This is a genomic window from Prevotella sp. Sow4_E9_plate, from assembly GCF_052116205.1.
Lineage (GTDB): Bacteria > Bacteroidota > Bacteroidia > Bacteroidales > Bacteroidaceae > Prevotella.
The window spans coordinates 42,651-58,159 of the sequence record NZ_JBQKLN010000002.1 but is presented as its reverse complement, the minus strand read 5'-3'; the positions used below and the strand labels follow the sequence as shown (position 1 = coordinate 58,159).

The 15,509-nt window shown below is 46.0% G+C and carries 7 protein-coding genes; 6 read left to right on the top strand and 1 reads right to left on the bottom strand.

Features of this window, described 5'->3' with window-relative positions:
* Positions 1–20: 20 nt before the first annotated feature.
* On the bottom strand, positions 21–1,307 hold the full coding sequence (locus ACTQ53_RS01140) for a M18 family aminopeptidase (RefSeq protein ID WP_441931724.1): 1,287 nt from the start codon (positions 1,305–1,307) through the stop codon (positions 21–23).
* Between the two features lie 124 nt (positions 1,308–1,431).
* Here ACTQ53_RS01140 and ACTQ53_RS01135 point away from each other — a divergent pair, with 124 nt between their 5' ends.
* From ACTQ53_RS01135 to ACTQ53_RS01110, 6 genes are all read left to right on the top strand, one after another.
* Positions 1,432–5,565, top strand: a complete 4,134-nt coding sequence (locus ACTQ53_RS01135; RefSeq protein WP_441931722.1) for an ATP-binding protein — start codon at positions 1,432–1,434, stop codon at positions 5,563–5,565.
* A 179-nt stretch (positions 5,566–5,744) separates the two neighbouring features.
* Positions 5,745–6,968, top strand: a complete 1,224-nt coding sequence (locus ACTQ53_RS01130; RefSeq protein WP_294970538.1) for a glycoside hydrolase family 5 protein — start codon at positions 5,745–5,747, stop codon at positions 6,966–6,968.
* A gap of 27 nt (positions 6,969–6,995) precedes the next feature.
* Entirely contained in the window at positions 6,996–10,172 is a 3,177-nt protein-coding gene (locus tag ACTQ53_RS01125) for a SusC/RagA family TonB-linked outer membrane protein (RefSeq protein ID WP_441931720.1), read from the top strand.
* Between the two features lie 59 nt (positions 10,173–10,231).
* Positions 10,232–12,007, top strand: coding sequence for a SusD/RagB family nutrient-binding outer membrane lipoprotein (locus tag ACTQ53_RS01120; RefSeq protein ID WP_441931718.1), 1,776 nt, complete (start codon positions 10,232–10,234; stop codon positions 12,005–12,007).
* A 72-nt stretch (positions 12,008–12,079) separates the two neighbouring features.
* Positions 12,080–13,066: a hypothetical protein gene (locus tag ACTQ53_RS01115; protein ID WP_295347143.1), complete on the top strand. Its 987-nt coding sequence runs from the start codon at positions 12,080–12,082 to the stop codon at positions 13,064–13,066.
* Between the two features lie 52 nt (positions 13,067–13,118).
* A complete protein-coding gene (locus ACTQ53_RS01110; RefSeq protein WP_294970531.1) occupies positions 13,119–15,437 on the top strand; it encodes a glycoside hydrolase family 3 N-terminal domain-containing protein in 2,319 nt (772 codons plus the stop codon).
* The last annotated feature ends 72 nt before the right edge of the window (positions 15,438–15,509 follow it).

Below are 15,509 nucleotides of genomic sequence, written 5' to 3'. Positions count from 1 at the left end.
AACTGAATTTCCTGTAGGAATTACAGCTGATAGAACTTGGTGAAAGCCTTCACGCAATATTCGTGGTCGATAACGCTACCGGTTTCGCGGCAACTGTGCATAGCGAGGATGGCATTGCCCATATCCACACCCTTCAATGGTATGGAAGAGGCGAGGATATTGCCCAATGTGCTGCCACCTGCTACATCGCTGTGGTTTACGAAGCGCTGGCATGGTACACCGGCTGCATCGCAGATGTTGGCGAAGATGGCTGCTGATACAGCATCGCTCGCATACTTCTGGGCTGCATTGAACTTGATGACCGGACCACCGCCCAACTTAGGATGATTCGTAGGGTCGAATTTTTCGCTATAGTTAGGATGCCAGGCATGCGCATTATCGGCTGAAATCATGAAGGCACGCTCTACTGCCTGATAATAAGCCTCTTCTGTATGGCTCTGTGCCAGGGCGATGCGCTGGAGCATATATGAAAGGAATGGACTTCCGGCTCCCTGTTTGGTCTGAGACCCCGTTTCTTCATTATCGAAGATGGCGAGAACCTGGGTGGTATCATTGGCATCAGATGCAATCATCGCCTCTACACCAGCCCAGCACATAGACAGGTCATCGAGTCTGCCTGAAGAGATAAACTCATCGTGTACACCGAAGGTGCAGGCTGGAGTGGCATCAGCCAGATAGAGATCGAAATCAAGAACATCCTCTTTCTGGATATTCAGTTCGTCGGTTATCACATTCATCAGGAGGTTACCCTTCTCCAGTTCATCATTGATGATGCCGAGGATAGGAAGTACATCCTTCTGCTTGCTCAACTTCACACCATCATTCACCTGGCGGTTGAAGTGGATAGCGAGATTGCTGATCTGCAGCAATGGGCGCTTCACATGAAGAAGGAGCGTCTGGGGATTCATCGCATTCTCGCCCTTCACGATAACTCTACCAGCCAAAGTGAGCGGACGGTCGAACCAGGTTGACATGATAGGACCACCATAAACCTCGGTATTCAGTTTTACGATACCGCCCTCGCAAAGCATCTCAGCATTTGGCTTGATGCGGAAGGTAGGCGAGTCGCAGTGGGCGCAGATCATGTGGAAACCGGCATCTGCCAAAGGCTTCTTTCCGATTTGGAAGGCGTAGATGGAAGAGTCGTTCTTGGTAACGAAGAACTTTTCACCCGCTTCAATCTTGCCCAAAGGCTCCTGTGGGTTCATACGGCGGAACCCGTTCTTCTCCAATTCCTTGGAGATATTCTTTACTGCCAGGAAATTCACTGGCGATGCGTCTAGAAAGGATAATAATCTTTTGATCATAGTCTATATCTTTATATTAATATCTTGCAAAGATAATAGATTTTTTTCATTTTATCTCATTATTCTATTTGTTTTTCATTTTTTTGTATTATCTTTGTCCCCAAGTAATATCAATGAAAGAATTATGAAACGACATAAATCCTGTACTTTAATTATATTGCTGCTGTTGGCATCGGCTCTTCAGGCATATGCGCATATTTCCAGAAATATGTTCATGCTTTCCAATCTCAATGCAGACAATGGTCTTTCCAGCCCTCGTGTTTATTCTATTGTCGAGGCAGAGGATGGTGCTATGTGGATAAGTACTAAGCGCGGAGTTGACCGATATAATGGGCAACAAGTAACCAATTATACTTTATACACAGAGATGCCGTATAGTGATGCTAGTGGTAGAAGTATTAAACTGACTAAGGATGCGCAACATCTGATTTACGCCTACGACAACAAGGGAAAGGTGTATATATATGATAAGAGGAAAGATGCATTTGTTTTGAAATGTAATCTTCAGAATATTTTAGGTGGAAGTATCGTGTTGAACGAACTGTTGGTAGACGAAAAGGGCAATTTCTGGTTAGCTATGGATAGAGGCATTTATTGCTTATCAGCAGCTACTGATGGAAAGGAGATAGTTCGGGAGACAGCTAAGGGTAGGTTTGTATTGAAAAATACCTATATTAATCATATCCAATTTATAGGTGAGAAACTCTTGATAGGAACTTTTAAAGATGTTTATTGCTATTCGATGCCTGCCCGGAAGTTAGAAAAGAAGATTAGTGGCAGTTCTGTAGTATCCTCTTATCATGATATTGTGGGACATCGTATCTGGCTGGGTACTTTTCACGAAGGAGTTAAAGTGATGGATGATAGTACTTGGAAGCTGATAAAATCTTCTGATTTCCAATCTTTGCAAAACATTCCTAAAATTCCCGTACGTTCAATCATTTTATATGATAAGCAGACTCTTCTGATGGCTGTAGATGGAGCTGGAATATATGCTTATGACAGTTCGAATAAACAAACCAAACTCTTGCTTGATACAGATGGACGTCCTGGTAACGTGTTGAATGGTAATGGATTATACACCTTGTGCTGCGATCGTTTTGGCGATTTATGGACTGGCTCTTACTCGGGAGGAGTAGATTTGGCAATACCGATGAAACATACTTTGGAATATATCACACATGAATATCTCAACAATCAATCACTGATAGATAATTGTGTGAACGATGTTTTCCAAAGCCGTGATGGGAAAATATGGTATGCCACAGATAAAGGAGTAAGTGTTTATGATGCGCAGACTCATCTTTGGCATCATGGATTATATAATAAAGTGGCGCTTACGATTTGTCAGACTGTAGACGGCAGAATTCTGGTTGGTACCTATGGTAATGGCGTATATCAGGTTAATGCTGATGGCACTAGTATGCCTGCTTATTCTGTGGATACAGGAATGTTGAAGAGTGATTACGTATTCAGTCTTTTAACTGATAGCGATGGTAATATTTGGGTGGGATGTTTGGATGGCGATATGGCTTGTTTCCCTTCAGATAAATATAATTTGAATGGAACGGGAAAGTCGGTATTCTATCTGCCTGTCAACGAAGTGCAATGCATCACGGAATCATTGGATAAGCGTTTTATTGCTGTAGGAACTTCGCATGGAGGCTATTTGATTGATAAGCGCGAACCTTTGCATCCTCGTCGTTTCTTTTATCCAGAACAGTATCCCGATAAAGACATTAATTTGTTTGTCAACAGTATGGCTTTTCAGGATTCCCGTCATATCTGGATTGGAACGGATGGAGGAGGACTCTATGATTATGATTTCCTGACAAAGAAGTTTAAGCGTTATACTAATCAGGACGCTTTGCCTTCTAATACTGTTTATGGACTTATAAAAGGTATTAATGGCAATTTGTGGATAAGTACGGATAAAGGATTGGCTTTCATGAAACAGGGGAAGATAGTAAACCTCAACATCTTTAAGGGAATGGAACGTGAGTATAACCGAATGTCTGTTGCGTGTACTTCAGATGGCAGGGTGCTTTTTGGCAGCAACGATGGAGTTGTCACTTTGGCTCCTATGTTTGCCAAAGGTTTGAATTATGCCGCTCCACTTCGTATTCATAGTGTTGAGGTTGAAGGTGTCGAACGTTCCGATCACTGGAATGAATGTCTCTTTGAAATGTTGAAGGAAGGCAAATTGAAACTTAGCCATAACGAGAATACGCTGGTTGTTTCTTTCGAGAGTATCAATTATCAATACCAGTATGATATTCAATATCAATATTATTTGGAAGGATACGACCGTAATTGGAGTAAATCATCTTCTAATCAGTTGGCACGATTTGTAAATTTGCCTTCGGGCAGCTATGTGCTTCATGTAAAGGCTATCTGCAGAAGTAATGGTAGAGAATTGGGAGAAACAACCTTGGAAATTCATATAGCCCAACCTTGGTGGAATACCTGGTGGGCATGGATTATCTATCTCTGTATTTTTGCTGCCATCTTATATTTTGTCTGGCAGTATTACAAAGAGCGCTTACAGCGAAAGTATTATGATGAAAAAATCAATTTCTTCGTTAATACTGCCCATAACATACGTACTCCTTTGAGTCTCGTGTTGGCTCCTCTTGATAATCTGGCTAATGATTCCAACTTGAGTGAGAAAAGTCGTGGATTCTTGGATATGGCGCATCGCAACGGCAACAAACTATTGAAGATGGTTACAGAATTGCTTGACTTCCAAAAGGCAGAGCAGTCTGCCGAACAGGTTCGTCTGCAAGATATAGAATTGCCGATGCTTTTACGTGTGCAGTTGGAAAAGTTTGTATTGGCAGCTCAGGAGAAGCATATTCAACTGTGTATTGAAACGTGTCCGCAGCAACAGATTCATTCTGATGTCAAAATGATGGATTTGATATTGGAAAATCTTCTCTCGAATGCTATCAAATATACACCTCAAGGTGGAAAGGTTACGTTGTCGGCTTCTATTGAAGGTAAGATGGCTATGATTCATGTATGTGATACAGGTATAGGTATCCCAAAGGCCGAAATTAAGAGTATCTTCAAGACCTTCTTCAGGGCTTCTAATGCGATAAATTCTCAGGAAATGGGAAGTGGATTAGGACTGATGCTTACACGAAAGCTTGTAGAGAAATTAGGAGGAAAGCTTAGTTTCGTAAGTGAGGAAGGAAAGGGTACTACTTTCTGTGTGAAGATGCCATTAGGTAATGTAACAGATTCTTCTGTTCGGCTTGTAGGAGAAAAGAAAAATGTTGCAACTGAATCTTCTTTAGCTGAAGATAAGCATGATGAAACTTGCCAGACTGTTTCTTCTGCGGTTCTGCAGGATGCTGATGTTTCAACGGATACACTTCTTTTTGTCGATGACAATGAAGATCTTCGCAAATATATCAGAATGACTTTTGGTGATTCTTATCAAGTAGTTGATGTGGAGAGTGCAGAGGCTGCCTTGAAATATTTGAAAGAGGGCGGGGTATGTGATATCGTTGTTTCTGATGTCATGATGCCGGGAATGCACGGAGATGAGTTCTGTCGCAGCATCAAGGAAAATAAGGAAACATCATGGCTGCCTGTTATCCTGCTGACTGCTAAGGCTGGTCGTGACTTTATGATAGAGGGACTCGGACTTGGTGCTGATGACTATATAGCCAAGCCATTCGATACTGCTATTCTTGCGAGTAAGGTTGCTAGTATTTTGAAGAATCGTCGCCGGTTGAGTCAGTATTATATGGACAGAAGCCTTGCTCTTGTTAGAGGAGAGGTTGCTTCTGAGTCTGCTTCTTCCGAGCAGATTGTGGGTTCTGATTCTTCCTATGAACTCTTGGAACCTACTGGAGCTTCTGAAAAGAAAAAAGATGATACTGTCTTGAATAAGCAAGGCCAGACGTTCGATAATGTGGCAGAAGCTGTTCTGAATCCACAAGACCAGGCTTTTGTAGACAAAGCTACCCGTTTGGTGTTGGCTCATCTGAGCGATACAAACTTTAATATCGACCGACTCTGTAGAGAGATGGCGATGAGCAGAACGCTTTTCTATGGTAGGCTGAAGACTCTTACGGGTCAAAGTCCGCAGGATTTTATGCGTTTGATACGTCTGGAGCAGGCTGCAATCTTCCTGAAACAGGGGGATAGTGTGCTGGAGGTCTCAGTGAAAGCCGGTTTTGTAAATGTGAAGTACTTTAGTACTGTATTTAAAAAGCACTTTGGAGTTTCTCCAAGTAAGTATCTGTAAATTAGAGTTTTAAATTCAAAGAAAAGGTTTCTGTTTAGACGATATGTCTGAATTGAAACCTTTTTATGTTTGTTATCTAACCCTCTGAAAGTTCCTTTTCTTTATCTTTGCAGCCAAATTCTGTTACGTAAGTCAAACAGTTATTAAAAAAACGAAACAATAACAATATAAACATAAAAATGAAAAGGAACTTTTTGAAATTTAGCCTCTTTTTAATAGGCATCTTCACATGTCTCTCATGCGAAGCAAGTACGTTGCACTCATCATCCAGCAGTTCTGATGGCGTAGGCGAATCCATACCTACTGCCCAGCAATGGAATAAAGACGTTGTGGGGTGGAATCTTGGCAACGAATTCGAGTGCTCAGCTCCTGGACAGGATGGTGAGTCGATGCAGATTGGCAACCCTGATGGTTCTATCCATGCAGAGACAGCCTGGGGCAATCCCGTTGTTACCAAGAAGATGATACAAGCCGTGAAGAAGGCAGGTTTTAATGCCATCCGTATTCCAATCCGTTGGCAGTGCCACATTACCAACGCTCAGGCGATGAGCATCGACAAGGCTTGGATTGCTCGCATCAAGGAGGTGGTGGGCTGGTGCCTTGACAACGGTTTGAAGGTTATCATCAATGTGCATCATGAAAAATGGCTCGAAGGTCGTCCTACCTATCAATATAAGGAAGAAAACTGCCAGAAGCTTGCGCTCCTCTGGATGAATATCGCCTCTGAGTTTGCCAATTATGACAGTCGCTTGGCTTTTGCCGGTACCAATGAGGTTCACATCAGGGACAACTGGGGCAAGCCTACTGCCGAAAACCTCGAAGTGCAGAATGCTTACAATCAGATATTCGTGGATATGGTTCGTGCCACAGGCGGCAACAATGCCAAGCGCCACCTCATCTTACAGACTTACGTTTGCAACCCTTGGTTTGGCATCGAGAATGGAGATTTCATCATTCCAAAGGATGCCGAAGGCAATGGCAACAACTATATGAGTGTGGAATTCCACTACTATCAGCCATGGAGCTACGCCGGCGATTGCACCTACGATTACTGGGGTGATGCTTACAAGGATGCTGGCAAGATACCTGCTGAAAACGAGAAGACGATGACGGATTTCTTCGACAAGGCGGTGAATACCTGGAGCAACAAAGGACTGGGTATCGTAATAGGAGAGTGGGGAGTAACCGATCATTATAAGTCAAACTCAGAGAAAGTGCATGAAAACATGACCTACTACTGTAAGTTCTTGACTACGGAGGCTCGCAAACGAGGCTTCTCTACTTTCGTTTGGGACAACAACCACTTCGGCAACGGCTCTGAGAAGTATGGCATCTTCGACCGTTTCAAGAGTATGAAGGTGAATGCTCCTTGGATTCTCGAAGGAATCTTTGGGAAAGAATAATGTTAAACTAAAAACAAAATATCAATTATGAGAAAGAAAACTATGTTTCTCGGCCTGCTCGGTGCAGGTTTGATGTGGATGCCTGCTTCTGCCATTCTCGCTGCCCAGATGAACAATGCTGCGATGAGCGTGCAGCAGAACCAGGGCATCAAGGGTACAGTGGTGGATGCCACTGGCGAAACCTTGATTGGCGCTAGCGTGAAGGTGGCTGGTACAACCAACGGTGCCGTTACCGATATAGATGGTAACTTTACGTTGAACTGCAAGCCTGGAGTAACGCTCGAAGTGAGCTACATCGGTTACAAGACGATGACCGTGAAAGCTGCTAATGGCATGAAAATCACGATGCAAGAGGATGGTAAAGCCTTGAATGAGGTAGTTGTCACCGCCCTCGGTATCAAACGAGACCGCAAGGCCCTCGGCTATGGCTTGGAGGAAGTGAAGGGTGAGGAACTCACCAAGGCGAAGGAAACCAACGTCATCAACTCTCTTTCAGGTAAGGTGGCTGGTCTTGTTGTGCAGAACACCGCTGGCGGTGCTTCTGGTTCTACCCGCGTGCTCCTTCGTGGTAATACAGAAATGGCAGGCAATAACCAGCCTCTCTATGTGGTGGATGGTGTGCCTTTGGATAATACCAACTTTGGCAGTGCTGGTGAAGCTGGTGGTTATGACCTCGGTGATGGTATCTCTGCCATCAACCCTGACGACATCGAGACGATGACCGTATTGAAAGGTCCTGCTGCCTCTGCCCTCTATGGTAGCCGTGCTTCCCACGGTGTTATCTTGATTACAACCAAGAAGGCGGAGAAGGATAAGATTTCCGTGGAGTACAATGGTTCTTATACTATCGATACCCAGTTGGCTAAATGGGACGACATCCAGGAGATATATGGCGCTGGCTACAATGGCGAGCTTCCTAATTCGAGCACTTCTGGTACGAACTCAAGTTGGGGACCTAAGGCCGATGACTTCATGTTCAAGTATTTCGATGGCGAGGAGCGTCCTTTCCTGATGCACCCTAACAATGCCTCCGATTTCTTCCGCACAGGTTTCACCGCCCAGAACTCTGCCATCCTCTCAGTTAATTCCGGTAAGACGGGTATGCGTTTCTCTGTTACCGATATGCGCAACAAGGATATCTTGCCAAATACTAATATGAGTCGTGACAACTTCAACCTCCGTGTGAATACCTCAGCAGGTCCTATTGACTTCGACTTCACCGCCAACTATACTCGTGAGAAGGTGAAGAACCGTCCTGCCCTTGGTGACTCTCAGAGCAACGTGGGTAAGAACCTCATGACCCTGGCGGGTACCTACGACCAGGCTTGGTTGAAGCACTATGAGGATGCCGACGGCAACTACTCCAACTGGAATGGTAACGACCAGTATAACAAGAACCCATACTGGGATCTCTATAAGAACAGCAATACATCCGACAAGGACGTGTTCCGTTTTACGGGTAAGGCCATCTGGAACATCGACAAGCACCTCAAGTTGCAGGGTACCATCGGTACCGATATCAACAGCATGAACTTCGAGGACTTCATCGCTAAGACAACTCCAGGAACTCCTGCCGGAAAGCTTACCGACCAAATCTTCAACAACCGCACATTCAACGCCGAGATACTCGCCCTCTACAACAACTCATGGGGCGACTTCGATGTCAACGCTACCGCTGGTGGTAACATCTTCAAGGTGAACAACAAGACCATTACCAACGTCGGTCTCAACCAGCAGATGAATGGCATCAAGAACATCATGAACTATCAGGAGCAGAATACTCGCGAGAGCATGTATAAGAAGCAGATCAGCTCTCTCTATGCCAGCGCGAGCCTCGGCTACAAGCATACTTACTATCTGGAGGGAACTCTCCGTGGAGATAAGTCTTCTACGCTCCCTTCGGGCAATAATACATATATATATCCTTCTGTATCTGGTAGCTTGGTATTCTCTGAGTTTATCAAGAACAAGAAGTTCATCAATTACGGTAAGATTCGCGCATCTTGGGCAAAGGTAGGTAGCGATACCGATCCATACCTGTTGGCACTCAACTATACCACGGGCAAGTACAGCTACTCGGGTTATACCATCGGTATGATAGCCAACTCAACACAGCCAAACAAGGATTTGAAGCCTACTATGACAGGTTCTTACGAGGTAGGTTTGGAGATGAAGTTCCTTAACGGACGCTTGGGCTTGGATGCCACCTATTACAACCAGAACTCCAAGGACCAGATTTTGAGTTTGGCTTCAACCACCACCTCTGGCTATGCTTACCGCCTCATCAATGCCGGTGAGATTCAGAACCAGGGTATCGAGATTGCCCTCAATGCCCGTGCCTTGCAGATCAAGGACTTCGCTTGGGACTTGGGTGTCAACTTCTCGAAGAATACCAACAAGGTGAAGTCGCTCACCGATGGCATGGACTACTTCGAGTTGGCGAAGGCATACTGGTGCGGTGTTTCTGTAGGTGCCAAGGTAGGTGAGAACTATGGAGCTATCCGTGGACACGACTTCCTCTACAACGACAAGGGTCAGGTGGTTGTCGATGCAGCTACTGGTCTTCCAAAGGTTGACCAGAAAATCAAGACCATCGGCAATTCTACTTGGGACTGGACAGGTGGTTTCTACTCAACCTTCAGCTACAAGAACTTCCGCCTCTCTGCTGCATTCGATGTGAAGGTAGGTGCCGACATCTACTCTATGTCTATGCGTTCTGCATACCAGACTGGTAAGGCAAAGGGAACATTGGCAGGTCGTGAGGAGTGGTACACTTCTGAGGAGGCTCGCAAGGCTTCGGGTATGGACCTTGCCGCATGGCGTGAGTCTGGCAACTGCAAGGGACTCGTAGTGGATGGTGTTATCGACAATGGTGATGGTACTTATCGCAAGAACGACATCGCCGTGAACCCTGAAGATTACTGGAAGCATGTGGCAAATGGCGTGCAGAGTGCCTTCGTTTACGACAACTCTTACGTGAAGTGTCGTGAGATTACTTTCGGCTATACCTTCCCAGAGAGCATCCTGGGCAAGTATGTCAAGGGCTTGACCGTATCCTTCGTGGCTCGTAACCCATTCATTGTTTGGAAGAACATTCCTAACATCGACCCAGACTCCAGCTACAATACTTCAGGTCTCGGTCTGGAATATGGTTCCCTGCCATCTCGCAAGAGTTATGGTTTGAACGTGAACGTGAAGTTCTAATCTCGAAAAAATAGAATCAATTTCTTTAGAAGAGTTCTAATATATAATAAGGTAAGAAAATGAACAATATAATCAAGAAATATATAGGTAAGAGCAGCCTGATGATGGCTTTCGCCCTGATGGCAACCGGCACTGCGATGACTTCTTGCTCAGATGATACCTTGAGCAACATCAATACCGACAAGACCAAAGTGAACGAGCTCGACCCTAACGCACAGTTGACAACAGCTTTGTTGCAGACTTACGGTGACTTCAGTCTGATGGATACCTACCGTAACTATATAACTGGTTTTCCACAGTATTTCGCTGGTGGTTGGAATGTAACCAATTACGCTGGTTCTAATTTCAGAGAAGATGATATGACCCGTCGTGTCTGGGACCGCTATTATGAAATCAGTATCAAGAACCTTGTGGATGCCATCCACAATTCTGCTGACAAGGCAAACTTGAATGCGGCACTTCGTATCCATCGTGTCTATCTCACGGCAGTTTTGGCAGATACCTACGGTGACGTGCCTTGTTCGGAGGCAGGTCTGGGTTATATCTCAGGTATCTCCACCCCTAAGTATGATACCGTAGAGGAACTCTACAGCTGGTTCTTCGAGGAACTTGACGCTTGCGAGAAGCAGCTTGGCACAGGTACCGACCACATTTCTGGTGATGTTACCAGCATGGGTGGTGATGTAGTTCAGTGGAAGAAGTATGCCAATGCACTCCGTATGCGCTATGCTATGCGCATTTCCGATGTTAATCCACAGAAGGCAAAGGAGGAGTTTGAGAAGGCTGTAGCTGCCGGTGCCATCGCCAGTGCAGCCGATGATGCTTATATCAAGTATGCTGATGCTCCATTTACCTATTATGATGGAGCCAACGACTACGATTTCCGTGCCAATGCATTGAGCGAGACTCTCTATGGTCAGGATGCCACATCGCCTACCATGGTATGCTCTACCTTGTTCTATCAGTTGCAGAATACCAATGACCCTCGTCTCTATCGCATCTGCCGTCACTACTACAATATCAAGCGTAGTCAGGTGAAGCCAGATAAGGAACAGAATATCGACTTGACCGATGATTTCCTGGCTTACTTCCAGAACAAGGGTCTCGGTGAGGAGCCTTGCAACCCTGGTGCAGCCTGGTACACTGACTGGATGAATCCAGCAACGTTGGATGACCTTCCTACTTTGAAGAAGTATGCAGAGATAGACGAGAACACTTATGCCAACTCTGATTATATAGCCCGAGCTAGTCGTCCTTGCCTGAACATCGACTTCGAGATGCCTTCTTGTCCTGGCGACTTGATGAGCTATGCAGAGGTAGAGTTCCTCAAGGCTGAGGCTGCAACCAAGGGTTGGAAAGTAGGTGGTGGTGATGCAGAGAGTCACTACGAGGCTGGTGTTCGTGCCAGCATGGAGTTGCTCAACAACTACTATCTTACATCCAACAAGATTTCCAAGGAAGAGATAGATGCGTTCATTGCTAACAATCCGTTGGGTGACAATCCTAAGGAGACCATCAACACCCAGGCTTGGATTCTCCACATGATGAACCCTTCTGAGGGTTGGGCTAACATGCGCCGCTCTGACTATCCTGCCATCTTGAATCGTGATCTCTTGACCAAGAATGGTTTCACTTATACGGATTCCGATTGGTCAATGCCTGTCCGCTTGCAGTATCCTGAGTTGGAAGCTCAGTACAACAATGCCAACTACAAGGCTGCCATCGACCGCATGGGTGGTACAGACGATTGGCACAAGCACCTCTGGTGGGACAAGGCTGATGTAAACCTTCAGCCAGACTTCAATCCTCCATTCGGAAAGGGATATAGCAAGTAGTGTTTAATGTTAAGTGTTAAATGTTAAGTCTTATAGGACAATAGAATAGAATAATTAATTATGAATAAGACAATGAAACAATATAAGGGAAAAGTTTTGAAGGCTATGATGATGCTCTTAGCCGTGGGTTTCGCACTGGCTGGTACATCTACCTTGTCTTCTTGCTCTTCTGACGATGAACCATACTTCACTGTCAGCGAAGATGACGATCCACGTATCTTGAACACCGACTTGGCTGATTCCAAGATAGACCGCAAGACTAATTATAAGTTGGAAATCAAGGTGACTCCTGTTCACTACACCACTGTGACATGGTTGCTCGATGGCACTCAGATTTATGAAGGTACCACTATCGACCAGACATTGCCTGTAGGTAATCATGAACTGAAGATTGTGGCAACCACCACCAAGGGCAAGAGCACATCCCGCACCTTGAACGTTACCGTGACTCCTGCTGCCGATGACCCAGCCCTGGGTACCAATGCCATCGAGCTTTGGGTAGCTCCAGGTGCTGAGACCACTATCCATAAGTGCAAGAATCTCGGTACAGTTACTAAAGTAATGGTAGGTGGCAAGGAAGTAGCCTTCGAGGTTCTCGAAGAGGGCACAGCCTTGAAGCTCACTGCTCCTACAGGTTTGGAGAATGGTGACTATGATATCACTTTGGTAGATGGTGAGGGCAACCAGTTCCCTGGCGGTACCATCAAGGTAACCACCGAGGCTCGTCCATCTATGGAGAATACCCTCTGGGAAGGTGAGTTTGCCGTGACATGGGGCACTCCTTTCGATGCCTTGAAGGATACCTTCCTCTCAAAGGTGAAGGCTGGCACCATCCTCCGTGTTTATGTGGATGGAAACGGTCAGGGTACCGCTGCCACAGCTTGGTGGAACAACATCCTTACTGGTAAGGGCGACCCAGAGCGTGGCGACATTATGGTGAATGGACCTGCTAAATGGGAGTTTGAACTGACCGACCTCTCTATCCAACTCTTGACAGAGCAGAATGGTCTCCTCCTCGTGGGTGACGGTTACACCGTAAAAAAAGTAACTATTGAATAATATATTGGAAAGATTTCCGTTTTTATCATAAAACGTCAAACCTTTACGACTTATGAAGAAAATATTATTTTCTATTTCAATGTTGGCATTGGCTTATACAGCCAGTGCCAATGTTCCAGTTATCAAGAGCGACCCTAAGATTGAGGCTCAGGTAGAACAAACCCTGAAGAAACTCACCTTGGAGGAAAAGATAGGTCAGATGATGGAATTGGTGACCGACCTCTTTGGTGCCAACGACAAGAACGGTGTGTTCTATATCGACGAGCACAAGACCGATTCTATCCTTTCCCGCTATAAGATTGGCTCTATCCTCAACGCTCCAAATACCTGCGCACCAACCGCCAAGCAGTGGGAGAAGTACATCGCGCAAATCCAGAAGATCTCGATGAAGCGCATCGGCATCCCTTGTGTCTTCGGTCTCGACCAGAACCATGGTTCTACTTATACACAGGGCGGAACCCTCTTCCCGCAGAACATCAATGTGGCTGCCACCTTCAATCGTGAGATAGCTCGCCGTTCGGCTGAGGCTACCGCTTATGAGACTCGTGCAGTGAGCGTGCCTTGGACTTACAGTCCTACCGTTGATCTCGGTCGTGATGCCCGTTGGCCTCGCATCTGGGAGAACTTTGGCGAGGATTGCTACCTCAGTTCAGAGATGGGCAAGGCGATGGTCTATGGTTTCCAGGGCGAGGACCCAAACAACATCGACCAGTATCACATTGCCACTTCAATGAAGCACTTCATGGGCTATGGTGTGCCTTGGACCGGTAAAGACCGTACGCCAGCCTATATCTCTCCTGCCGACTTGCGAGAGAAGCACTTCGCTCCTTTCCTGGCGGGTCTGCAGGCTGGAGCCTTGACCGTGATGGTGAATTCCGCTTCCGTCAATGGTATGCCGATGCACGCCAACAAGGACATCCTGACAGGATGGCTGAAGGAAGAGACAGGATGGGATGGTGTGCTCATCACCGACTGGGCAGACATCAACAATCTTTATACTCGTGAGATGGTGGCAAAGGACAAGAAGGATGCGCTCCGCATTGCCATCAATGCTGGTATCGATATGATTATGGAACCTTATTCTTGCGATGCTTGTGGCTACCTTGTAGAACTGGTGAAGGAAGGTAAGATTCCGATGAGTCGCATCGACGATGCCTGTCGCCGTGTGCTTCGCATGAAGTACCGTCTCGACCTCTTCAAAAAACCAACCCAGAAACTGAAGAATTATCCTAAGTTTGGTGGCGAGGAGTTTGCCAAGCTCGCCTTGGAGGGAGCTACCGAGAGTATGGTGCTCCTGAAGAACGAGGGTAATATCCTTCCTTTGCAGCATGGCAAGAAGATTCTACTTACGGGTCCTAATGCCAATCAGATGCGCTGCCTGGACGGTGGATGGAGCTATACCTGGCAGGGGCATCGTGCTGATGAGTTTGCCGGCAAGTACAATACCATCTATGAGGCATTCTGTAATGAGTATGGCAAGGAGAATGTTATCTTGAACCAGGGTGTTACCTATAATGAGAAGGGAAAATACTGGGAGGAGAACGAACCTCAGATTCAGGGCGCAGTTGATGCTGCAAAGAATGTTGATGTCATCGTTGCCTGCATCGGTGAGAACTCTTACACAGAGACTCCGGGCAATCTGACCGACCTTTGGCTCTCAGAGAACCAGCGCAATCTCGTGAAGGAACTCGCCAAGACCGGTAAGCCTGTCGTTCTGGTATTGAATGAAGGTCGTCCTCGTCTCATTGCTGACATCGAACCATTGGCACAGGGCATCATCGACATCCTTATCCCTGGCAACATGGGCGGCGATGCCTTGGTAAACTTGGTATCGGGCAAGTCAAACTTCAGTGGCAAGATGCCTTACACCTATCCTAAGGAAATCAATTCGCTCGCCAACTATGACTTCAAGAAGAGTGAGGAGGTGGGTACGATGGAAGGTGCTTACGACTACAATGCGAAGATTACCCAGCAGTGGGGCTTCGGATATGGTTTGAGTTATACCTCTTACAAATATAGCAACCTGAAGGTTTCTCAGTCTGATTTCCGCCACGGCGACATCATCAAGGTGAGCGTGGATGTGAAGAATACGGGAAAGGTGGCAGGCAAGGAGAGTGTCCTCTTGTTCAGCAGCGATCTCATCGCCAGTATGGTTCCTGATGGTCGTCGTCTCCGTGCCTTCAACAAGATAGAGCTTCAGCCTGGTGAGACCAAGACCGTGACCTTTGAATTAAAGGCAGACGATTTGGCCTTCGTTGGTTGGGATGGCAAATGGAGATTGGAGGAAGGTGACTTCAAGTTGATGATTGCTGACCAGAGTGCTGATATCCATTGTACTGATACTTATCTATGGAAATCAGCCAACCGATAAAGTATATTTAAAAGATGAGTTAAAGAAAAGAGCGTGCCAATAGCGGTGCGCTCTTTTTGTTTGCATAGTAAA

Coding starts and splice junctions, on each gene's coding strand:
- ACTQ53_RS01140 (WP_441931724.1), bottom strand. CDS start 1,307: ATGATCAAAAGATTATTATCCTTTCTAGACGCATCGCCAGTGAATTTC.
- ACTQ53_RS01135 (WP_441931722.1), top strand. CDS start 1,432: ATGAAACGACATAAATCCTGTACTTTAATTATATTGCTGCTGTTGGCA.
- ACTQ53_RS01130 (WP_294970538.1), top strand. CDS start 5,745: ATGAAAAGGAACTTTTTGAAATTTAGCCTCTTTTTAATAGGCATCTTC.
- ACTQ53_RS01125 (WP_441931720.1), top strand. CDS start 6,996: ATGAGAAAGAAAACTATGTTTCTCGGCCTGCTCGGTGCAGGTTTGATG.
- ACTQ53_RS01120 (WP_441931718.1), top strand. CDS start 10,232: ATGAACAATATAATCAAGAAATATATAGGTAAGAGCAGCCTGATGATG.
- ACTQ53_RS01115 (WP_295347143.1), top strand. CDS start 12,080: ATGAAACAATATAAGGGAAAAGTTTTGAAGGCTATGATGATGCTCTTA.
- ACTQ53_RS01110 (WP_294970531.1), top strand. CDS start 13,119: ATGAAGAAAATATTATTTTCTATTTCAATGTTGGCATTGGCTTATACA.